The sequence below is a fragment of the Chryseobacterium pennipullorum genome, from assembly GCF_003384725.1.
Lineage (GTDB): Bacteria > Bacteroidota > Bacteroidia > Flavobacteriales > Weeksellaceae > Chryseobacterium > Chryseobacterium pennipullorum.
This window is the reverse complement of sequence record NZ_QNVV01000015.1, coordinates 1-20,932: the sequence shown is the minus strand read 5'-3', so window position 1 is coordinate 20,932 and position 20,932 is coordinate 1. Positions and strand designations below refer to the sequence as shown.

20 protein-coding genes and 1 pseudogene are annotated in these 20,932 nt (G+C 38.0%); 14 read left to right on the top strand and 7 right to left on the bottom strand.

The window, feature by feature from the left end:
- Positions 1-20 precede the first annotated feature (20 nt).
- The 5 genes from DRF67_RS15370 to DRF67_RS15345 all read right to left on the bottom strand — a co-directional run bounded on the left by DRF67_RS15370 (position 21) and on the right by DRF67_RS15345 (position 4,875).
- Positions 21-596 (bottom strand): murein L,D-transpeptidase catalytic domain-containing protein, encoded by a 576-nt coding sequence (locus DRF67_RS15370; RefSeq protein ID WP_228435821.1) that lies wholly within the window; start codon positions 594-596, stop codon positions 21-23.
- A gap of 17 nt (positions 597-613) precedes the next feature.
- Complete coding sequence (locus tag DRF67_RS15365) at positions 614-1,282, bottom strand: ABC transporter ATP-binding protein (RefSeq protein ID WP_115929184.1); 669 nt, start codon at positions 1,280-1,282, stop codon at positions 614-616.
- Positions 1,283-1,407: 125 nt separating this feature from the next.
- A complete protein-coding gene (locus DRF67_RS15360) occupies positions 1,408-3,015 on the bottom strand; it encodes a pyruvate dehydrogenase complex dihydrolipoamide acetyltransferase (RefSeq protein WP_115929183.1) in 1,608 nt (535 codons plus the stop codon).
- Between the two features lie 109 nt (positions 3,016-3,124).
- Complete coding sequence (pdhA, locus tag DRF67_RS15355; protein ID WP_115929182.1) at positions 3,125-4,126, bottom strand: pyruvate dehydrogenase (acetyl-transferring) E1 component subunit alpha; 1,002 nt, start codon at positions 4,124-4,126, stop codon at positions 3,125-3,127.
- 317 nt (positions 4,127-4,443) lie between these two features.
- On the bottom strand, positions 4,444-4,875 hold the full coding sequence (locus tag DRF67_RS15345) for an NIPSNAP family protein (protein ID WP_115929180.1): 432 nt from the start codon (positions 4,873-4,875) through the stop codon (positions 4,444-4,446).
- 203 nt (positions 4,876-5,078) lie between these two features.
- Here DRF67_RS15345 and DRF67_RS15340 point away from each other — a divergent pair, with 203 nt between their 5' ends.
- The 3 genes from DRF67_RS15340 to DRF67_RS15330 are packed head-to-tail and all read left to right on the top strand — an operon-like array spanning position 5,079 to position 7,999.
- Positions 5,079-5,681, top strand: a complete 603-nt coding sequence (locus tag DRF67_RS15340; protein ID WP_115929179.1) for a phosphatase PAP2 family protein — start codon at positions 5,079-5,081, stop codon at positions 5,679-5,681.
- A gap of 8 nt (positions 5,682-5,689) precedes the next feature.
- Positions 5,690-6,187: a BlaI/MecI/CopY family transcriptional regulator gene (locus tag DRF67_RS15335; RefSeq protein WP_115929178.1), complete on the top strand. Its 498-nt coding sequence runs from the start codon at positions 5,690-5,692 to the stop codon at positions 6,185-6,187.
- A gap of 18 nt (positions 6,188-6,205) precedes the next feature.
- On the top strand, positions 6,206-7,999 hold the full coding sequence (locus DRF67_RS15330; protein WP_115929177.1) for a DUF4153 domain-containing protein: 1,794 nt from the start codon (positions 6,206-6,208) through the stop codon (positions 7,997-7,999).
- A gap of 575 nt (positions 8,000-8,574) precedes the next feature.
- On the opposite strand, the gene DRF67_RS15325 is transcribed toward DRF67_RS15330, so the two are convergent.
- On the bottom strand, positions 8,575-8,931 hold the full coding sequence (locus tag DRF67_RS15325; protein ID WP_115929176.1) for an RNA recognition motif domain-containing protein: 357 nt from the start codon (positions 8,929-8,931) through the stop codon (positions 8,575-8,577).
- 248 nt (positions 8,932-9,179) lie between these two features.
- Here DRF67_RS15325 and DRF67_RS15320 point away from each other — a divergent pair, with 248 nt between their 5' ends.
- The 11 genes and pseudogenes from DRF67_RS15320 to DRF67_RS15270 all read left to right on the top strand — a co-directional run bounded on the left by DRF67_RS15320 (position 9,180) and on the right by DRF67_RS15270 (position 19,836).
- Positions 9,180-9,710: a DUF2975 domain-containing protein gene (locus DRF67_RS15320; RefSeq protein WP_115929175.1), complete on the top strand. Its 531-nt coding sequence runs from the start codon at positions 9,180-9,182 to the stop codon at positions 9,708-9,710.
- 2 nt (positions 9,711-9,712) lie between these two features.
- On the top strand, positions 9,713-9,916 hold the full coding sequence (locus DRF67_RS15315) for a helix-turn-helix domain-containing protein (protein ID WP_115929174.1): 204 nt from the start codon (positions 9,713-9,715) through the stop codon (positions 9,914-9,916).
- Positions 9,917-9,969: 53 nt separating this feature from the next.
- Positions 9,970-10,383, top strand: a complete 414-nt coding sequence (locus DRF67_RS15310) for a DUF6157 family protein (RefSeq protein ID WP_115929173.1) — start codon at positions 9,970-9,972, stop codon at positions 10,381-10,383.
- A 96-nt stretch (positions 10,384-10,479) separates the two neighbouring features.
- Entirely contained in the window at positions 10,480-10,875 is a 396-nt protein-coding gene (locus DRF67_RS15305; RefSeq protein WP_115929172.1) for an acyl-CoA thioesterase, read from the top strand.
- The gene (locus tag DRF67_RS15300) at positions 10,872-11,432 is read left to right on the top strand and encodes a helix-turn-helix domain-containing protein (protein ID WP_115929171.1); all 561 of its coding nucleotides are present in this window, start codon (positions 10,872-10,874) and stop codon (positions 11,430-11,432) included. Before DRF67_RS15305 ends, DRF67_RS15300 begins: the two co-directional genes overlap by 4 nt.
- A 216-nt stretch (positions 11,433-11,648) precedes the next feature.
- The gene (locus DRF67_RS15295; protein ID WP_115929170.1) at positions 11,649-14,501 is read left to right on the top strand and encodes a heavy metal translocating P-type ATPase; all 2,853 of its coding nucleotides are present in this window, start codon (positions 11,649-11,651) and stop codon (positions 14,499-14,501) included.
- A gap of 4 nt (positions 14,502-14,505) precedes the next feature.
- A complete protein-coding gene (locus DRF67_RS15290; protein WP_115929169.1) occupies positions 14,506-15,234 on the top strand; it encodes a DUF72 domain-containing protein in 729 nt (242 codons plus the stop codon).
- 291 nt (positions 15,235-15,525) lie between these two features.
- Positions 15,526-16,398 (top strand): polysaccharide deacetylase family protein, encoded by an 873-nt coding sequence (locus tag DRF67_RS15285; RefSeq protein WP_115929168.1) that lies wholly within the window; start codon positions 15,526-15,528, stop codon positions 16,396-16,398.
- A 75-nt stretch (positions 16,399-16,473) separates the two neighbouring features.
- Positions 16,474-17,133, top strand: a complete 660-nt coding sequence (locus DRF67_RS15280; RefSeq protein ID WP_115929167.1) for a YggS family pyridoxal phosphate-dependent enzyme — start codon at positions 16,474-16,476, stop codon at positions 17,131-17,133.
- A 56-nt stretch (positions 17,134-17,189) separates the two neighbouring features.
- Positions 17,190-18,375: pseudogene (locus tag DRF67_RS15275) on the top strand (sigma-54-dependent transcriptional regulator).
- A 99-nt stretch (positions 18,376-18,474) separates the two neighbouring features.
- Positions 18,475-19,836, top strand: coding sequence for an MATE family efflux transporter (locus DRF67_RS15270; RefSeq protein ID WP_115929166.1), 1,362 nt, complete (start codon positions 18,475-18,477; stop codon positions 19,834-19,836).
- Positions 19,837-19,984: 148 nt separating this feature from the next.
- On the opposite strand, the gene DRF67_RS15265 is transcribed toward DRF67_RS15270, so the two are convergent.
- A complete protein-coding gene (locus tag DRF67_RS15265) occupies positions 19,985-20,488 on the bottom strand; it encodes a GNAT family N-acetyltransferase (RefSeq protein ID WP_115929165.1) in 504 nt (167 codons plus the stop codon).
- Positions 20,489-20,932: the final 444 nt, after the last annotated feature.

Here is a 20,932-nt window from a genome sequence, read left to right as displayed (position 1 = left end):
ATTTTAAATGATAAAAGTAATTAATAAAATGCATATAAGATCACAGGGTCTTCCGATTGATCAATATATGCTGCAGTCCGGTTCAATGCATTTGCAGAAAGCATTGGACAGCCTAAACTTAAGCATACAGGATTTTGAGATTCTTTATCCGGCACACATCCGTAAGAATGAAGAACAATGGCTCTTTGCATGGCATTACTATTGGTAGCGTCCAGTCCTATTAAACGGTATGCTTTTCCAAATTTCCCTACATAGCTTTCTCCAATTTCGTACTTTCCAAGGGAAGTCTGGTAGGATCCTTCTACATTGCTGAACTGTAAAGATTCTGATCGGGGAATTACTGAGCCTGAACCATGAGAAACTACTGCTTTTTGAACGACTGTATTTCTTTTCAGATTATAGATGAAATAGCGGTATTTTCCAGAAGGTATTTTATAATTGATAAAAACGGCCAGCTCCTGACTGTACTTTTTTCCTTTGATAAATTCTTTAATTTCTGATATTTTTGATGCAGGCAGCCCCGGAGTATCCAACTGCTGAGATCCGGCTTTTGAACAGAAAGTTAAAAGTATTAAAAGAAAAATAATGGGTCTCATCACGGTGTTTTGTAAGGCTACTCTATAATCATCCCATCTTTCATGACAAGCTTACGGTCTGTAATTTCAGCAAGATTCGGATTATGGGTAACAATGACAAAAGTCTGATTGTATTTATCCCTAAGATCGAAAAACAATCTGTGAAGATCATCCGCATTTTTAGAATCCAGGTTTCCTGTTGGCTCATCAGCAAAAATGATTTTCGGTGAATTGATTAAAGCTCTTGCTACGGCCACCCTCTGCGCCTCTCCACCTGAAAGCTGATTGGGTTTATGATTCAATCTCTGTTCTATTTTTAAATCTTCAAAAAGGGCATACGCCTTTTCAAGCGCTTCTCTCTCATTGGCTCCCGCAATTTTTGTTGGAAGCAAGACATTTTCCAGGGCGGTAAACTCTGGAAGAAGCTGATGAAACTGAAAGACAAAGCCAATATTCTGATTTCTGAATTTGGAAAGTTGCTTATCATTCATATTGATAAATGATTCTCCGGCAATCGCAATTTCTGTATCATATTTGCCAGACTGACTCGGATGATCAAGGGTGCCCAGGATCTGCAGCAATGTAGATTTGCCTGCCCCTGATTCTCCTACAATAGAAACAACCTCACCCATTTTAATATGAATATCAACACCTTTCAGTACTTCTAAATTCCCATAAGATTTATGGATATTTCTCGCTTTAATCATGATTCAAAAATACTAATTTGATTTTGAAATTCCATCAAAAAGTACGGTGATAATTTAAATTCCTCAACGGATATAACAAAAAAAGCCTCCCGGTGGGGAGGCTGTATTATCTTCAATTCAGAAAATTACAGTAACAGTGTTAACGGACTTTCTAAATAAGTTCTTAATGTTTGCAGGAACTGAGCACCTGTAGCGCCATCTACCACTCTGTGGTCACACGCCAATGAAAGCTTCATGGTGTTTCCAACGACAATCTGACCGTCTTTAACGATTGGTTTCTCAATAATCGCTCCTACTGAAAGGATAGCAGAATTAGGTTGGTTGATGATACTTGTAAAAGTCTCGATTCCGAACATTCCCAGGTTGGAAATAGAGAAGGTAGACCCTTCCATTTCGTTTGCCTTAAGTCCTTTATTTTTAGCTCTTGACGCCATATCTTTTACGGATGCAGAGATCTGGGTGTAAGACATCTGGTCTGTATTTTTCAATACCGGAACCACCAATCCGTCAGGAATAGCTACTGCCACACCGATGTTGATATTTCCTCTGTGAATGATCTTATCTCCTGCCCAGCTTGAATTTACCTGAGGATGTTTTCTTAAAGCAATAGCTGTTGCTTTAATGATCATATCATTGAATGAAATTTTTGTATCGGGTAAAGAATTGATTTCTTTTCTGGCTTCAATAGCTTTATCCATGTTGATCTCAACCATCAGGTAATAGTGAGGAGCAGAGAATTTACTTTCAGCAAGACGTTTTGCAATTACGTTTCTCACTTGTGAGTTTGGAGTCTCTGTATCTTCTCCCTGAACGAAGTTTACCGCAACCTGGGCCGCTGCACTTGCAGCCGGAGCTGAAGCCGCTGATTTTGCAGATGGCTGATAGTTTTCAATATCTTTTTTCACGATTCTTCCGTTTTCACCGGAACCCTGAACGCTATTGATATCCACCCCTTTATCCTGAGCCATTTTCTTAGCTAAAGGAGAAATTGCCACTCTGTCAGAAGTTGAAGAATTAGCAGCAGGTGCAGCCTTTTCTTCAGTTTTAGCTTCTTGTTTTTGCTCAACTGGTTTTTCAGTAGACGGTGCAGTAGCTTTTGGAGCCCCTACAGAAGAAACATCAGTTCCTTCAGGGCCAATAATCGCTAGTACGGAATCAACAGGAGCCGCACCACCTTCTTCTACACCCTGCTTTAATAATACCCCATTGAATTCCGATTCGAAATCCTGTACGGCTTTATCTGTTTCGATTTCAGCAAGAAGATCTCCTTCTTTTACTGTATCGCCTACATTTTTATGCCATTTAGCTACCTTACCTTCGGTCATGGTATCAGAAAGTCTTGGCATGGTAATAACTTCTACACCTTCCGGAGCAGCTGTTGCAGCTGGTTCAGAAGTTGCTGGACTATCTGCTTTAGGCTCTTCCTCTGATTTTTTTTCTTCAGTGCCGGTACCGGGAGCAGCAGCCCCACCTGTTAATCCTGAAATATCTTCTCCTTCTTTACCGATAATTGCCAAAACAGAATCTACAGCAGCAGCACCGCCTTCTTCTACACCAATGTATAAAAGGGTACCTTCTACTTCAGATTCGAAATCCTGAACTGCTTTGTCAGTTTCAATTTCAGCTAAAATATCTCCTTCTTTTACTGTATCGCCTACGTTTTTATGCCATTTTGCCACTTTACCTTCCGTCATCGTGTCGGAAAGGCGGGGCATCGTAATTACTTCTGCCATAATTTATTTTAATTTGAAAATTTAGCCATCTGAAAATTTGAAAATTAAAAAGGATATGCAATATCACATTCTCAAATTTTCAAATTGTCAAATTAACTCATTATCTTTTTTAGTTTTCTAGTTTATCTAAGAATGGATAATCTTCCTGAGCATAGACATACTCATAGATTTTTTCTGCTTCAGGATATGGGGAGTTTTCCATGAACTCAATACACTCGTCAACAAAATCTCTTGACTTATTGTCCATTGCTTCCAATTCTTCTTCTGTAGCCCATCCGTTTTCTAAAATTCTGTGTTTTACCAATTCGATAGGATCGTCATTCTTGTGAATGGCTACTTCCTCTTTGGATCTGTATGGCTCAGCATCAGACATTGAGTGTCCTCTGTAACGGTATGTTCTTGCTTCGATAAACGTAGGACCGTCTCCTCTTCTCGCTCTTTCAATAGCTTCATAAGCAGCTTCTGCTACTTTTTCAGGATCCATCGCATCTACCGCAAGGCAAGGCATTTCGTATCCTAATCCTAATTTATAGATATCTTCGTGGTTGGCTGTTCTTTTTACAGAAGTTCCCATCGCATATTGGTTGTTTTCCACAACAAATACCACAGGCAGCTTCCAGTTCATCGCCATGTTGAAGGTCTCATGTAAAGACCCCTGTCTTGCAGCACCATCTCCAAAGAAACAGATGTTCACCGCTTTTCTATCGAAATATTTATCTGCAAAAGCAATACCTGCTCCTAAAGGAATTTGTCCTCCAACGATTCCGTGTCCACCATAAAAACGGTGCTCTTTACTGAAAATGTGCATAGATCCACCCATACCTCCGGAGGTTCCAGTCGCTTTACCACAAAGTTCCGCCATGATTCTCTTAGGATCTACTCCCATCGCCATTGGATGGATGTGGCATCTGTAAGCGGTAATCATACTGTCCTTCGTTAAATCCATTGCATGTGTGAATCCTGCAGGAATAGCTTCCTGACCGTTATACAAATGTAAAAAACCTCTGATCTTTTGTTTTAGATAAAGAGAACGGCATTTGTCTTCAAACCTTCTCCACATTGTCATATCTTCATACCACTTCAGGTATACCTCTTTAGAAAATTCTTTCATGTGTTAGCTCTTGCTTTTTTATGATGAAATAGTTGAGCAAAATTATGAAAAAAACTTTGTTTTTATTCTATACATGGATAACTTTTCGTTTTTTCTCTAAAATCCATTTGCGGGCTGAAGGGATTATTCTTAATTTTCGAGCCCCGGATCAGCTTAAGAAGCACCATTCCATCTGTCATTTTTATGTTGTTATCTATAAGGAGTCGGCCTATCCATATGGTTTTATTGAACTAATACAGGATTCAGGGATAGTAGAATTCATTATTTTTTATGCTCCTATTTCTTTCCTCTTTAATTATTGTTAATATATCTTTTGGTTATTTCAACAGCTTTTTTTCCGGAGAAAAATTTTCAATTTTCAAGATTCTGTCTTCAATATCATTAACAAAATTGCCATATTGCTTTGCTGTTCTGGCTTTAATATCCTTCCATTCTTTATCTCCCATAAATGCTTCCCAACCTGTTTTCATGGCCTCTTCATTTTTCCACTCCAGCAAGTACACAAATTCGGTTTTTTCCCTGAACTCCGATTCCCAGATCGCGACAATTGTAAAACCATATTTCTTCATTATTCTGAGTGCATGATCCCTGAAGCGATCCAGAAATACCTGCTTATTCTCTTTGGGGATTTCGTAAATTCTTAACTGATGGATGGGACCTGTCTGCACAAAACCAGGTTTCTGAGAAAGCTTTTGTCCGAAGGTAAAACAACTTATTATGACCAACAGAAATATGAACAGGTGTTTCATTATACATATGTTAAAAAATGATAAATAAAGATAGGTATTTCGTGCAAAATTTAATCTAAATTTAAAACCACCAAAAAATATTTTATTCCAAGTGAAGCAACTGATATTGAAACACTTTACAGAGTTCCCAATTCCTCTTGCCTGCTCTTCTTTCATTTGTCCTTTGACGTTATAATAGTATATTTGGTTTTTTAAATTCGATTATGGAAGAAAAACAGTCTTCATTACTACACAAAATTTCAAAAATCATCTCTGATTTTTTCAATCCCCTGGTCTCCCTGATCATTTTTTTTATATCCATGAGTGTCAACAAATACACATGGACAGAATCTCTTCTTTATTTTATTCCGGTATTGCTAATGATCATCGTTCCTGTAGTGATATGGCTGGTTTGGAATGTAAAAACCGGCAGGTATACCAATATGGATGTATCCAACCGCATTCAGAGAAAAACACTGTATATATTCATTGCCGTATGTGTCGTCACTTATCTTATTTTTAATTATGTTCAGAACGGTTATATCGATCTGGTGATGCTGTTTATTTTAATTCTTCTTTTTGCCCTTCAAATCAGTAATTTCTTTATTAAAAGCTCAATGCACACCGCATTCAATGTGTTTGTTGCAGCTTTATTTTTCACCTTAGACTGGAAGATAGGCCTCCTATGGCTGGGAATCGCTATTCTGGTCGGAATCACAAGAATTATTTTAAAAAGACATACCGTAAAAGAAGTATTTATGGGCGCCGGAATAGCTTTTATGGTATCTTTTATTTATCTTTATTGCAATATTCAATTTCAACATTAGAGTACTATATGAAAATAAATCATCTTACTGCCGCAGAAGAAAACTTTATGAAGCTGTTTTGGAAAATGGAATCTTTCTATCTGAAGGACGTTATGGAGCAGCACCCGGAACCCAAGCCCCATCAGAATACGGTGTCTACCTATTTGAAAATTTTGGTGGAAAAAGGCTACCTGTCCACCGTAAAAGAAGGAAGAATTTTCAAATACAGTGTCATCGTTCCTTTTGAAGAGTACAAAAAATTTCTGCTGAAGGAGCTTTCCCATCATTTCTTTAATGATTCCGGAAAAGAGATCCTGGAACTGCTGCTGAATGAGAAATTAATTTCTCAGGAAGATATGAAAGGTCATTTTGATCTTAAAATAGAAATAAAACCAACCCGAAAGAAGCAGCCTGAATTCGAAATAGCCAACGAAGTTCTCAACCCCAAAAAAGAAAAAAAGGGTAAAGAAAAAGAGAAGGAAAAAGAGAAGGAAAAGGAGAAAAAGAAAAAGAAGAAAAAAGACTAGACCACCAAACACCAAATCATGAAAACAAAATTCCGACAAACGTTAAGCCGGGCCAATGAAGTCATTACCCGGTATCCTATGGTCTTGATCATGGCTGTCATCGCCTCTATCGGGGCTATCTGCATGAATAGAAACAACAATGATCCGGAATTGTTTATTGTATTTTCAAAACTCACCATCTGTGCTTCCCTGGGAATCTCCCTGATGTTTGCGTTAAAAATGCTGGCTCAGAGAATCGGCAGAGAACCTCTCCTGCATCTCTGCGGGATTGTTTTTCTTGCAGTTTTTTATTTTATCCTACCCGATAAAAAAAATAATTTCACCGATGTTTACGTCTACATGATTGCCGTCACAGCAATTTTAACCCATCTGCTTGTTTCCTTTATTCCATTTATAAAGAAAAACGCGGAGACAGGATTCTGGCAGTACAATAAAAATCTTTTTGTCAACATCTTTCTTACCGCTGTATTTACAGGAGTTCTTACCGGTGGAGTTGAGCTGGCAATTCTTGCCGTTGACAAGCTTTTTGATTTTAATTTCAGAGACAGACTGTACACTGATACATTCTTTCTTCTTGCCATTTCGGGAAGCTGCTTTATTTTCCTTTTGTTTAATGAAAAAGGACTGAGCAGTCTTGAAAAAGACGGCACCTATCCTGTGGTTTTAAAATTTTTCACCCAGTTTATCCTTATTCCTTTACTGCTTATCTATGTAGTCATTCTCTATTTTTATTCGTTTAAGATCCTTATCAACTGGCAACTGCCAAGAGGCTGGGTTTCTTACCTTATTCTGGCTTATAGTATAGTAGGAATTTTAGCAATCCTTCTGGTTCATCCACTGAAAGAAGATCATGCAAAATCTTGGGTCAAAATATTTTCAAAAGCATTCTATTATACTATAATCCCTTTGGTCGTACTGCTTTTCACGGCTATTTTCACTCGAATTTTAGAATACGGATATACAGAGCCCAGATATTTTGTTTTACTGATCGCCCTCTGGCTTTTGAGTATTGTGATGTATTTTGTGTTCACCAAAAGATCCACGATAAAATTTATTCCGGTAAGCTTATTTGTATTTGGTGTTTTTGCTTTAATCTTCCCTTACCTGAATGCGTTCAGCGTAGCCAAACGAAGCCAGAAGGCTGAGCTTTTAAACGTTTTAAATCAGCAGCAGCTGTTACAGGACGGAAAAATAAATTTTGAAAAGAAAGTCACAGATACCGTCAGTCGTGAAATCGCTGATAAGATTGAATTTCTGGCAGAAAGAAAACAGACCGATTTTATCTTCAGCTTCTTAGATAAGAAAGACCAGACAACCCTGGCAGAAAATATTAAAACCGGAAACTTTTATATGATAGGATTCAATATCCAGAACAGGTTTGCCAATATCACCAGGACCTCAAAAACGAATCATTATGAAGTCGAAAGGCTGATTCTCCAATCTGAAAAACAGGCAATAAACATAGAAAGCTATCAGCATCTGATCAGTTTCTCCAAATATAATCAAGACGAACCTCAGAAGCTCAATGATGATCAGTTTACCCTAACCGATGAACTGTCCAAAAAATCTTCATTAAAACTGACATTGAATGCAAAGGAGGAAATTGATTTCGGATCTCAAATCATAAGGCTGTTTAAAGAAAACACAGGTAAAACCGGTACGGTAAAAGTCCCTGAAATTTCTATGGAAACAGATTTGGGAAAATACCACGTACAGCTTATCTTTAAACAAATAATAAAGGAAAAAGATTCTTATAACAATCTTGACAGCATTTATTTTCAGGATGCCTTCCTGCTGGTAAAAATAAAATAAGTACAGGGAATCACAGATGAAATTGGCAGCGTTTAATTTTAATTAAATGATATGCAAAGGTGTGGGCTATATCAAAAGGCTAAGGGGTCAACTGTTGATAAATTCGAGAGATCAGTTTTTATTTTCCATTATAGGTGAACGGGACGGAATAAAGTCCGTTCTATTGAATATCTGGCGTCCTGATTAATTAATAAGTAATCCTTAATCGAACAGGGAATAAGGAGTGTTAAGAAACGTTTTAAAATTCGCCGATTCAAACAAAAATAAAAATTCAGAGGCAAAATTGATCTTAAATCTGTTGAAACATTTCCAGTGTCTAAGCATAACATCCTATTGAATTGAAAATCAAATACCTGATCCATCCGAGTTTGGAAATTAAAGGGATCAAGATCTATTTTTAGGGGATGATTCCAGTCTTGAATTTTTGTATCCTTTTGCTTGACTCCGTCTAATCTTCGATTTCAAGGCAAAAGTATAATAGGAAAAAAATAATTTGTTTTATCAACTTTTGGGCCTCAGCTTTTATTTCAAGTTTGGGCATAAAAAAAGCGGCTTAAAAAAGCCGCCTTATATTTTTACCAACGATTTCCGCCTCCGCTACGGTTGTTGTTACCGCCATAGCCTCCGCCTCTATTGTTGTTACCACCATAACCTCCACCTCTGTTGTTATCGAAGCTTCTTCTTGGTTTTTCCTCTCTTGGCTTAGCTTCAGATACGTTCAGTGTTTTTCCGTTGAATTCTTTTTGGTTAAGAGCTTCAATAGCTTGAGCTCCTTCTTCATCACCCATCTCTACGAAACCGAAACCTCTGGAACGACCAGTTTCTCTGTCTGTAACGATTTTAGCTGATGATACATCTCCAAATTCTGCGAATAGATCGTGCAACTCATACTCTTTAGTTGCGTAATTGATGTTTGAAACAAAAATGTTCATTTTAAAATAAATTAAAAAATTAATAAAAATTTGGTATATAAAAGAAAAACAACATAAATTAATGAACAAATATTGATTCCAAATATAACGTATGCAAGATACAATTAATAATTTCAAATCAAAGCTTTTTTTAAGTATTTCTTACATTATGTTGAATTAAAAAACAGCGATGATTGAAAAAGAATAAAAATTTATTGTTTTTCAATAAATTTTTATTGATATTTGCATTGAATCAAAATCAAATTACGATGAAAACCCAAAAAATTCTTTATGTATTAAATATAATCACCTGGATTATATTTATCGGTTCATGTATAAAAGCAGGTGCACTTACCTTCGCATTTATCGTTACGATCGTCAATCCGGAAGGCGCAAAAAACCTCTATGAAGGGTTGAACCTGCTTGAACTTTATCATTATAATATCAGCTCATACCATCTGATGATGTCTTTTATTATCTTCATTGCATGCTATAAGGCGTATCTTTGTTTTCTGGTGATCAGGATTTTCGGACAGCTAAATCTGGCAGCTCCTTTCAGTGAAAGCGTTATGAAATTAATCACCAGAATCAGCTATTCCTCACTGGCCATTGGTATTCTGTTATTAATCGCAGATTCTTACGGGGAAGGTTTTATAAAAAAAGGAGTTCAACTCACTAATATCTATGAATTTACGGGCTTTGGAGCCGAATACTTGTTTTTTGGAGGAATTATATTTATTATCGCCCAGGTATTTAAACGAGGAATCGAAATACAATCCGAAAACGAATTAACAATATAGACATGCCGATTATAGTCAACTTAGATGTCATCATGGCCAAAAGAAAAATGTCATTGAATGAGCTCTCTGAAAAAGTAGATCTAACCCTTTCTAATCTTTCCATTTTAAAGACCGGTAAGGCTAAAGCCGTTCGGTTTAGTACGCTGGAAGCGCTTTGTAAGGCACTGGACTGCCAGCCGGGAGAAATTTTAGAGTATAAAGAATAATATATACCCAAAAATCCGGATCTTTATCATTTATATATCCTTATCTATAGGCTATGAAAATCCACACCACGAATTACGTTAATACCTTCATAGAAATTGCGGAAGACTGCCCTGTTTCGAGGTCGGAAGTTCCGCCTCAGAAAAAAGAGAAAACACTGGCTAGCCTTCAATATGAAATAATCAGCAAGCATCCTTATCAGTATTCTTCTGATGATGTTATTTTTGAATGTCATGCTGTTAAAAGCGGCATTTCAGAAAATGAAAAGGAAAAAGAAAGAGAACAGTTCTTCTCCAAAGGGCAGCCCTGTCTTCGTTCTTCTCCTTTAGCCAAAAGATATGGATTTGGAATTCATCATAATACCGAAGGAAAAGTAGCATTATATGCCGTTGAAAGTGACCAATATCAAAAACTCTCCAATGATTCCTCTATTACAAAGACAAAGGCTATGCGCTCCAAAAGAAAATGATTGAGAAAATGAATAATCCTCTTCAGATCAATAAATGCTTATCTATTGACTACATCAGCTTTTAATGCTAAATTTGTACAATAAACGATAAGAATTATGAACTACCATACGAGAAAATGGGTCAAACCGGAAGACCTGAATCCTAACCACTCTCTTTTTGGAGGTCGACTTTTGCAATGGATCGATGAAGAAGCAGCATTATATGCCATTATTCAGCTTGAAAATACCAAAGTGGTGACCAAATTTATCTCGGAAATCAATTTTGTAAGCTCCGCCAAACAGGGAGATATTATTGAAATCGGTATTGAAGCAACCCATTTTGGGTCTTCCTCGATCACGCTGAGATGTGATGTCCGCAATAAAATGACCCACCAAACCATCATTACAGTGGAAAAAATCGTTATGGTCAATCTGGATAATGAAGGAAACCCTTCTCCGCACGGTAAAACACAGATCGAATTTGTAAAAGACAGGCTTAACAGCGGACTATGAAGATTTTCATCAAAAACATGGTTTGCAACCGATGTATTGCTGCAGTAGAAACCATCTTCAGCAAGGCTGATGTTAAAACAGATTCCATCATTCTCGGGGAAGTGGAACTCATGATGCAGGTTTCTGCAGAAAAGATGCGAATCATTGAAACACAGCTTCTTGAAAACGGCTTTGAAAGAATCATGGACTATGCCCATCAGCTTATTGAGAAAATCAAAAGCCTGATCATCGTAAAAGTCAGTGAGCTTGATATTGATGAAGATTTTCTGCTGTCAGAGTTTTTAAGTTCAGAGCTTCACAAAGAGTACAGTTCTTTATCCAAAACCTTTTCACAGAATGAAAACATCACCCTTGAACAGTTTTTTATTCTTCAAAAAATTGAAAAAGTAAAAGAGCTGCTTTTGTATAATGAATTCAACCTTACTGAAATTGCAGGGAAATTGGGATACAAAAGTGTTCAGCACCTTTCGGCCCAATTCCGGAACGTAACCGGCTTTACTCCTACAGAGTTTAAAAAATTAAAAGATCATCACAGGAAACCCCTTGATAATCTATAGTTGAGTTGAAGAATATGGTGTTTGAGTATTTGAGAGTCGGATTATATTGGATTTTGTATTTCAATCAATAAGCAATCAACCGCCAATCTAATGCCCTAATACTCTAATACTCTTCCACCCTCAAGCTCTCAAACCTAAATTCTATAACTATTATCCTTAAATTTATAACAACGTTCGATTTCCATTTTGGAAATTTGTAGTATAAATTTAAGAATCATGGAGCGACAATATACCATACTCGGAATGACCTGTTCAGGTTGTCAGAAAAAGATCTCAAACCAGTTGAATAGCATTCAGGGAGTAAAAGCGGATGTCAATCTGGAAAACAATACTGCAACCATAACCTCAGATGATGAAGTTCAGCTTTCAGTTTTAAATAAAGCCCTTGAAGAAATAGGAAAATATAGGCTTGAAGATCCCGAAAAGCCGGAAAAAACTTTTGTAAAACCTCAGGATCGGGTATCTCCGTCTTCGGTATATTATTGTCCTATGGAATGCGAAGGCGACAAAGTCTATTTTAAGCAGGGTGAAAGGTGTCCGGTATGCAAAATGTACCTGGTGCCTATTGAAGAAAAACTAGCTAAAGATCCCAACCACAAGCCTGCCTACTCTGCGGCAAACCTTCCCGGTAACTTTAAAAACAACATTGGTAAATACTATTGCCCTATGTTTTGTGAAGGGGACAAGGTATACGATGAAAAAGGAGACTGCCCAGTTTGTCACATGCATCTGGAAGAGATTACTGATGAACTGATCCATCATGCAGAGGCTCATCACTCCCACTCTCACAGTCATGATCATCATCATACCCACCAAGAACCCCCTAAAATCACCGACGAAATGGCTGGTAAATATTACTGCCCTATGTACTGTGAAGGCGACAAAACCTACGACTCTAATGTTGGCTGTCCTGTCTGCGGAATGGATCTGGTAAAATATCCGGAAAAGAAAACCGCCCGATATACGTGTCCTATGCATCCTGAAATTATCCGTGATGAGCCCGGCAGCTGCCCGATCTGTGGGATGGATCTGGTAAGAATGCCTGACGGCGATGATGACGGAGACGACGAAACCTACAATATCTTAAAAAGAAAATTTCTTATTTCCCTAGCATTCACCGTTCCGGTTTTCATACTCTCAATGGGAGGAATGCTGATCAGCTTCCCTTTTTCTCATCAGATTCAGGGGTTTATCGAACTTGCGCTGACTCTTCCGGTTATGTTTTATTCCGGATGGTTCCTGCTTAAAAGAGGCTGGGTTTCATTTAAGACATGGAATCTCAACATGTTTAGTCTTATCGCCTTGGGAGTAGCTGCAGCCTTTATTTTCAGTATTGCAGCGCTTATTTTTCCAGATATGATTCCCCATGAAATCCGGGGGCACAATCATGAGATCCCTCTGTATTTTGAAGCAGTCTGTGTGATTCTTACGCTTGTTATTCTGGGACAGCTGATGGAAGCTGCAGCACATAAAAAAACAGGTAACGCCATCAAGGAACTGATGAATCTTTCACCGGACGAGGCAAACCTTATAGTGAATGGGGAAGAAAAAAGAGTCTTGCTTTCCCATGTAAAAATAGGAGATTTATTAAAAGTAAAACCGGGAGAGAAAATTCCTGTGGACGGAAAGATCACCGAAGGAAACTCTATTGTAGATGAAAGCATGATTACTGGTGAACCTGTTCCGGTTGAAAAAAATATTGATGATAAAGTTTCTTCAGGCACCATCAACGGAAACCAGGTATTCATCATGAAAGCTGAAAAGGTAGGCGACGAAACGCTCCTTTCCCAGATTATTAAAATGGTTAATGAAGCCAGTCGCAGCAAAGCCCCTATACAGAAGCTTACCGATAAAGTTGCGAAAGTCTTTGTTCCTGTAGTGATCCTTATTGCCGTCCTTACTTTTATCGTGTGGCAGATCTTCGGTCCCGAAGGAAAAAGAAGCTTATTTGCATTTATTAATGCCGTTGCTGTACTCATTGTCGCCTGTCCCTGTGCCCTTGGACTGGCAACTCCAATGTCTCTCATGGTAGGAATCGGGAAAGGAGCCAAAAACGGAATCCTGATTAAAAATGCCGAAGCGCTGGAACACATGAATAAGGTAAATGTTTTAATTACTGATAAAACAGGAACATTAACCGAAGGAAAACCTTCTGTAGAATATATTGAAACAATACACAGCGAGGATAAAAATCTGATTTTACAGCTAGCATTCTCATTGAACCAAAACTCCGAGCATCCACTTTCAAATGCAGTGATCAAAAAAGCGAAGGATGAAAATGTATCTGCTGAAAAAGTTGAACAGTTTGAAAATATTTCAGGAAAGGGAGTGAAAGGAACCATTAATGGCCAAACAGTATATCTCGGAAATGAAAATCTGCTGACCTCACATCAGATCGAGATCCCGGACAGTCTTAAAAAGAAAGCTGTGGAAGTGCAGTCGAAGGCCCATACAATTTCCTACATTGCCCGTGACCAGCAGGTATTGGGATTTGTAAGCTTCACAGATAAAATCAAAGAAAGCTCTAAAGAAGCAGTTCGAAAGCTGATGAACGAAGGAATTGATGTCATTATGATGACCGGTGATAATGAACACACCGCTAAAGCAGTTGCTGATGAGCTGGGCATCAAACATTTTAAAGCCAACTGTCTTCCGGAAGATAAGCTGAATGAGGTGAAAAAACTTCAGCAACAGGGTAAAATCGTAGCGATGACTGGCGACGGAATCAACGACTCTCCTGCCCTTGCCCAGTCTGATGTGGGTATTGCAATGGGAACGGGAACCGATGTAGCAATTGAGAGTGCAGAAATCACTTTACTCAAAGGAGATATCATGGGGGTAGCCAAAGCCAAATTATTGAGTGAGAAACTTCTCAGAAATATAAAAGAAAACTTATTCTTTGCTTTTATTTATAATGTATTGGGAGTTCCTATTGCGGCAGGGTTATTGTATCCATTCTTTGGAGTTCTACTGTCTCCAATGATTGCAGCGGCAGCGATGAGTGTCAGCTCATTATCCGTGATCCTGAATTCATTGAGATTAAATTCCGTAGATCTGGATATAAAATAACAGCATGAAAAAAGAAAGTCTTTACATCGGTTGCTCAGGATTTTACAATAACGACTGGAAAGGGTCTTTATATCCTGAGGGTGCCCAAAGTAAGGACTTTCTTTCTCTATATGGAAACGTTTTCAATGCGGTGGAGATCAATTCTACCTTTTACCGGAAACCTACTGCTAAGACCCTTCTGAAATGGCATAACGAGACGCCGGATTCGTTCAGGTTTTTCATTAAGATCCCGAAAGCCATTACCCATCAAAACCTTCTTAAGGACTCCAAAGAAGAAATTACCGCATTCTGTCAACACATTCACAGCAGCCTGAAAGATAAACTTTCCGGGTTTCTCTACCAGTTTCCACCTTCTTTCAAAAATACTCCGGAAAATCTGAACCTGATTGTCAACAATCTGGATTTTAATTTTTTAAATGTTATTGAATTCCGCCATTCCTCCTGGTGGCAACAGGAGATACTGGATGCCCTACATCAAATAAATGTAGTTTTTACCGGGGTAAGCTTTCCCGGCAATTTACCGGAAGATGTTATCATTAACCATCCTGAAGTACTTTATTACAGACTTCATGGAAAACCCATTCTCTACAAATCTGAATACAGCGAAGCCTTTCTGAGTGACCTGGCCTCAAAAATCTCCGACAGCAAACGGAAGACCTTTATATTCTTCAACAATACATGGGGCACCTCTGCCATCACGAATGCAACGTTCTTGAAAAGCATTATAAAATAAAATACTTTCATTTTTTCAAAACAACCATTATTATATAATTCCCTATCGTAGGAAGAATTATTTTATTTCAATATAAATAGAGAAAAACTATCATTTTAGCATTAATAAATGTTAAAACCAAACAAACTGAAATCATAATTCTCAAATCTCATCATTTACCAGAAATACCCTTTAAATTAAAGTTCTTAAAATAAGCTTAAAAAGAAATTTGCATCCCGGACATGGCATATAATTTGTTAACATTATTCAGTTGTTTTTAACGAATTTTAACAATCAAATTCTATAATCTTTATGAATAAATTTTTTGCGGGAAAGTCAAAGAATAAGACTTTTCTCGGGATGGTTGCATTGATGAGTGCAACTTCGGTTTTGCTGAACAGCTGTAATTTCAAAAATGAAGTGAATGAAAGACTCGATTCCGAGGAACATCCTGCCGCAGAAAAAGTCCCCAGAACAGATATAGATGATCATGATTCAGAGTCAGACTCTGACAAAAGAGTAATTTACCTTACCTTTGATGACGGCCCTAACCAGGGCACGGAAAATCTTCTAAAAGTACTCGATAAAAGAAACGTGTGTGCCACAGCATTTTTGGTGGGAAAACATGCCTATGGAAGCAAAAAGCAAAAAGATGATCTGAAACTTCTTAAAGAAAACCCACTTATTGAGCTGGCTAACCATAGTTTCTCACATGCCCACAATAAGTACACAGACTACTACAGGAATGCAGAGGCGGTAGTACATGATTTTGATATTGCCAGAGACAGTCTGAAACTCTATGATAAAATAGCAAGAACTCCGGGAAGAAATATCTGGAGGCTCAATAATATCAATGTAACAGACATCAAAAGTTCTACGGCTGCTGCCAATGGACTTAGAAAAGCAGGTTATAAGGTAGTCGGATGGGATCTTGAATGGAGACCCAGCCAAAAAATGACATTAAAGGGAAGCCACGAAGCAATGCTGAAGAAAGTTGACAGCATCTTCCTGAATGATCTGGAAAAAACTTCAAAGCATCTTGTTTTTCTTACGCATGATCAATATCTGAGAGATACAGACTCCATCAATGAACTGGACCTGTTTATAGAAAAGCTTCAGAAAAGCAATAAGTTTGTTTTCAGAAAAATGTCACAGTATCCTAAGATCAATGAGGTTTTGAATTAATCTGACAGTACAAAGTGCCATGTAAAATACATTTGCAGCTGGCAACTATCAAGTAATTTTCGGAAATTTGCAGGTATGAGTATTATAGAAAATTATCAGAATATAAAGAATCAGCTTCCGGCAGACGTTCAGCTCGTAGCGGTTTCTAAGACGCATCCGGCATCATCTGTTAAGGAAGTGTATGACCTGGGACAAAAGGTTTTTGGAGAGAATAAAGTTCAGGAACTGATGGAGAAGGCCCCCCTTCTTCCCGAAGATATCCAATGGCATCTCATCGGACATTTACAAACCAATAAGGTTAAATATATTGCTCCTTTTATTGATACCATACAAAGTGTGGATTCTGAAAAATTATTAGCCGAAATCAACAAAGAGGCAGGAAAAAACAGCAGGACGATCAAAGTTCTGCTTCAGGTAAAAATTGCTGCAGAAGAAACTAAGTTCGGGCTTGAGATTTCTGAAGCTAAAAAACTGTTCGTAGTCTATCTGGATGGAAAGTTTCCCAATATTGAGATCACCGGTCTGATGGGAATGGCTACTTTTACCGATAACCTCCCACAGGTGAAAAAAGAATTTTCAACCTTAAAAGCTATTTTTGATGAATTAAATCAACTGAAACCATTAAAAACATTATCAATGGGAATGAGTGATGATTTTCCTGCAGCGATTGAGTGTGGGGCCAACTCTGTGAGGGTTGGGTCTGCCATTTTCGGGAGAAGAGACTATTTTCTATAGAATATTTAGGTATAGTTTTTGCTAATAATTGAAACAAAAAATTTAAATTTGCAACTATGCAAAAAATCCTTATAGTAGAAGACGAAAAAGCAATCTCGGGAGTACTTCACAGTATTCTTTCGGATGAACTCACCGATTATGAATTTTGTTATCGCCGAAGACGGCCTTGAAGGGTACAAACAGGTAGAAAAAGAAGATTTCGCATTGATCATATCTGATATCAAAATGCCTAAACTTTCAGGAACCGAGCTTTTGAAGCAGAGTCTGGCCTTAAAACCTGAAACTACCTTTATCATGATCTCAGGTCACGCAGACATAGATTCTGCCGTTTCCTGCCTTAAAGAGGGTGCATATGATTTCATTTCCAAGCCTATTGATATCAATAGACTGATCACCAGTGTAAAAAATGCCCTGGTTAAAGAAACCCTGAAGAAAGAAAATAAAAATCTTCAGACTGAAAATAAAACTTTAAAGAAAAAAGTAAGCAAAAAATATCAGATGATCGGTGATTCTCCTGCCCTGCAGAAGATTCAGGATATGATTGAAAAGGTTGCGGCTTCTGATGCCAGAGTATTGATCACGGGCCCCAACGGTGCCGGAAAAGAACTGGTAGCGCATGCCATCCACAACCAAAGTGAACGTGCAAGAGGCCCTATGGTAGAGGTCAACTGTGCGGCTATCCCATCTGAATTGATTGAATCCGAACTTTTCGGACACGTGAAAGGATCTTTTACGGGGGCAATCAAAGATAAGCAGGGAAAATTTGAGCAGGCGAACGGAGGAACCATCTTCCTTGATGAGATTGGTGACATGAGCCTTATCGCTCAGGCAAAAGTATTGAGAGCACTTCAGGAAAGCAAAGTTTCTCCTGTAGGAAGTGATAAAGAAATAAAAGTTGATGTAAGGGTAATTGCAGCAACCAATAAGAATATGCAGAAGGAAATAGAAGAAGGTAAATTCAGAGAAGACCTTTATCACAGACTTTCGGTGATTGAAATTTATGTTCCGCCATTGGATGAGAGAAAGGAGGATATCAAACTATTGGTAGACCACTTCTCCGGTATGATTGCTGATGAGCACGGTACGGCTATGAAAAAGTTTGATGATAAGGCTATTGATGCTCTAAAAGCACTTTCGTGGACAGGAAATATCAGGGAACTAAGAAATGTTGTGGAAAGATTGATTATTCTGGGTGGAAACACTGTATCTGAAGGCGACGTTGCAAGTTTTGTAAGGAAATAATAAGCTATTATTTACACTATTATAAAAATTTGCAGTACAACTACTGCAAATTTTTTTTTTGAACTATTTGAATTAAAACTATATGAATCTTAAAATATTATGAACTTTTTACATAAAAATTATACGAAAGAATGCCTGACTTTGGCTTTGCCTGTGATGCTCACCCAGGTGGGTCAGGTTTCCGTCAACTTATTCGATAATATTATCGTCGGAAAGCTTTTGGGCGCAGATGCACTGGCATCCGTTTCACTGGGAAATGCCGTATTCTTCTCCATATTTGTACTGGCTCTTGGATTTTCATTTGCCATACCGCCATTGGTCTCAGAAGCCCATTCTAGACAGGATCACACTACGATAAATTCTGTTTTCAGCCATGGCTTTATTATTAATATGTCTGTGGGGGTTATTCTGATGGTGATTTTGCTTTTGGGCATGCCTCTGCTCTACCATTCCGGGCAGCCGGCTAAGATTATCCCAGATACGGTAAGCTTCCTGAGTATTATGGTGATCAGTATGATCCCGTTTATGGCCTTTCAAACGCTCCGTGAAGTTTCTGAGGGTCTTTCTTATACTATCGGTGTAACGAAAGCAACCATTATTGCCAATATTATCAACATTGTCCTGAACTATGTATTCATCAAAGGCCTTTGGGGAATACCTGCAATGGGTGTGAAAGGCTCTGCGCTGGCAACCCTTATTTCCAGAATTTTCATGGTGGTCTTCCTTTACTTTGTTTTGCTTAAAGAAGAACGAACCAGACGATATATCAAAGATTTCTCACTGAAAATACAGGATTTTTCAAAAAAAATGTTTGATAAAATGGTTAAGCTGGGATTACCAACAGCTTTACAGATGTTCTTTGAAGTAACGGCTTTTGCAGGAGCTGCATTTATCTGCGGTCTTATCTCTGCGCACGATATTGCCTCTCACCAGATTGCATTAAGCATGGCATCCTTTACCTTTAACCTATGTGTAGGATTCAGTGTGGCCTCTACGGTCATGATCGGCAGAAAGCTGGGCGAGCAGAATTTTGTGGAATTGAGAAAAGTAGGAATCAACAACCTGAAAATTGCTTTTATTTTCATGTGCATCTGTGGTTTGGTCTTTATCTTAGGCAGAAACATACTGCCTACCTTCTTTACTAAAAAAGAAGAAGTGGAAGTAATTACCCTGGCTGCAAAACTGATGATTATTGCAGCATTGTTCCAACTTTCCGATGGAATTCAGGTAACCGCCTTAGGAATGCTGAGAGGGCTACAGGATGTAAAAATCCCGTCGATCTATACCTTTATCGCCTATTGGGTGATCACGATTCCTTTGGGATATTTCTTCTGTGTCACATTGGAAATGGGAGCTTTCGGAATGTGGATCGCTCTCGGACTCGGGCTCACGGTATCTGCCGTATTCCTGGTAAAACGATTTTTGAATATGTCTGCCAAACGAATAAAGCAGAATGCATAATACTTAAAAAAAGCTGTTTCAATAGAAGCAGCTTTTTTATGTACTCCCATAGATCTCGCAAATTTTGATGAATCCTAAGAAATCTGCATTATCTGCTACATCAGCGAGCTATTTTTTAATATAGCAGGAAGAGAAAAAGTTCTCTATTTTACTTAATTCTCCTTCCTAAAATCTTCAGACTTCTTTCCACCCCATCCAAAACAGCTACGTTTGGAAGACTCCCCCAGTCTTCAAATCCAAAATGTCTAAAGAGTTTCAAGCTTGGCTCATTGTGAAGAAAAATAAGGGCGACAAGGTTTTTTACCCCGAATTTTCCGGCATTGTCAATACAATATTGAAGAATGATTTTCCCATACCCTTTTCCCCTGCAGCTTTCATCAAGATAAATACTCACCTCTACCGTACCACTATAAGCTGCTCTTTCATGAAATGAACTGAAGCTTACCCATCCGATGATCTCACCCCGGTCATCTTCAACCACCCACAGCGGCCTGGTTTGGGAATTATGCTCTTCAAACCATTTTATTTTGCTTTCTACAGAGACTTCTTCCATGTCTGCAGTCACCATTCTTGAGGCAATTGTCGAATTGTATATTGCTACGATTGTACTTAAATCTGCCAGGTCAGCATTTCTGAATTCTAATTTTTCCATGGATATGAATAGTTAACTTAATATAGATCAAATACAAAAGTTGTGGGGGTATTTTTCTATTTATACTTTTGCCTTGAAGCAAAAGTATACAAAAATTCAAGACTGGAATCATCCGCTAAAAATTGACCTTGACTCCTAAAATTTCCAAACTCGCATGGATTCAATATTGGTTCTTCGACTCAATAGAGTGACCATGCTCAGACACTGGAAATTTCTTAACGGATTCAAGGTCAATTTTATTAACGCTCCTGATTCCTAGGTCGGTTAAAGGTTTACTTACAACTATTTCCCGTGCTCTGCTATAGGGGTCCCTTAAAATTTATGCTCAAAAATCTGTGAAAATCAGTGTATTCTAAGACATATGCAAATTATATCTTGTTAAATTTACAAAAGGTTCTTCTCTTTTTACTACTGCAAATATTCTATATATAAGTTTACAGCAGA

Excerpts from the sequence above, each read along its gene's own strand:
- DRF67_RS15370 (WP_228435821.1), bottom strand. The coding sequence starts at position 596 with ATGAGACCCATTATTTTTCTTTTAATACTTTTAACTTTCTGTTCAAAA.
- DRF67_RS15365 (WP_115929184.1), bottom strand. The coding sequence starts at position 1,282 with ATGATTAAAGCGAGAAATATCCATAAATCTTATGGGAATTTAGAAGTA.
- DRF67_RS15360 (WP_115929183.1), bottom strand. The coding sequence starts at position 3,015 with ATGGCAGAAGTAATTACGATGCCCCGCCTTTCCGACACGATGACGGAA.
- pdhA (WP_115929182.1), bottom strand. The coding sequence starts at position 4,126 with ATGAAAGAATTTTCTAAAGAGGTATACCTGAAGTGGTATGAAGATATG.
- DRF67_RS15345 (WP_115929180.1), bottom strand. The coding sequence starts at position 4,875 with ATGAAACACCTGTTCATATTTCTGTTGGTCATAATAAGTTGTTTTACC.
- DRF67_RS15340 (WP_115929179.1), top strand. The coding sequence starts at position 5,079 with ATGGAAGAAAAACAGTCTTCATTACTACACAAAATTTCAAAAATCATC.
- DRF67_RS15335 (WP_115929178.1), top strand. The coding sequence starts at position 5,690 with ATGAAAATAAATCATCTTACTGCCGCAGAAGAAAACTTTATGAAGCTG.
- DRF67_RS15330 (WP_115929177.1), top strand. The coding sequence starts at position 6,206 with ATGAAAACAAAATTCCGACAAACGTTAAGCCGGGCCAATGAAGTCATT.
- DRF67_RS15325 (WP_115929176.1), bottom strand. The coding sequence starts at position 8,931 with ATGAACATTTTTGTTTCAAACATCAATTACGCAACTAAAGAGTATGAG.
- DRF67_RS15320 (WP_115929175.1), top strand. The coding sequence starts at position 9,180 with ATGAAAACCCAAAAAATTCTTTATGTATTAAATATAATCACCTGGATT.
- DRF67_RS15315 (WP_115929174.1), top strand. The coding sequence starts at position 9,713 with ATGCCGATTATAGTCAACTTAGATGTCATCATGGCCAAAAGAAAAATG.
- DRF67_RS15310 (WP_115929173.1), top strand. The coding sequence starts at position 9,970 with ATGAAAATCCACACCACGAATTACGTTAATACCTTCATAGAAATTGCG.
- DRF67_RS15305 (WP_115929172.1), top strand. The coding sequence starts at position 10,480 with ATGAACTACCATACGAGAAAATGGGTCAAACCGGAAGACCTGAATCCT.
- DRF67_RS15300 (WP_115929171.1), top strand. The coding sequence starts at position 10,872 with ATGAAGATTTTCATCAAAAACATGGTTTGCAACCGATGTATTGCTGCA.
- DRF67_RS15295 (WP_115929170.1), top strand. The coding sequence starts at position 11,649 with ATGGAGCGACAATATACCATACTCGGAATGACCTGTTCAGGTTGTCAG.
- DRF67_RS15290 (WP_115929169.1), top strand. The coding sequence starts at position 14,506 with ATGAAAAAAGAAAGTCTTTACATCGGTTGCTCAGGATTTTACAATAAC.
- DRF67_RS15285 (WP_115929168.1), top strand. The coding sequence starts at position 15,526 with ATGAATAAATTTTTTGCGGGAAAGTCAAAGAATAAGACTTTTCTCGGG.
- DRF67_RS15280 (WP_115929167.1), top strand. The coding sequence starts at position 16,474 with ATGAGTATTATAGAAAATTATCAGAATATAAAGAATCAGCTTCCGGCA.
- DRF67_RS15270 (WP_115929166.1), top strand. The coding sequence starts at position 18,475 with ATGAACTTTTTACATAAAAATTATACGAAAGAATGCCTGACTTTGGCT.
- DRF67_RS15265 (WP_115929165.1), bottom strand. The coding sequence starts at position 20,488 with ATGGAAAAATTAGAATTCAGAAATGCTGACCTGGCAGATTTAAGTACA.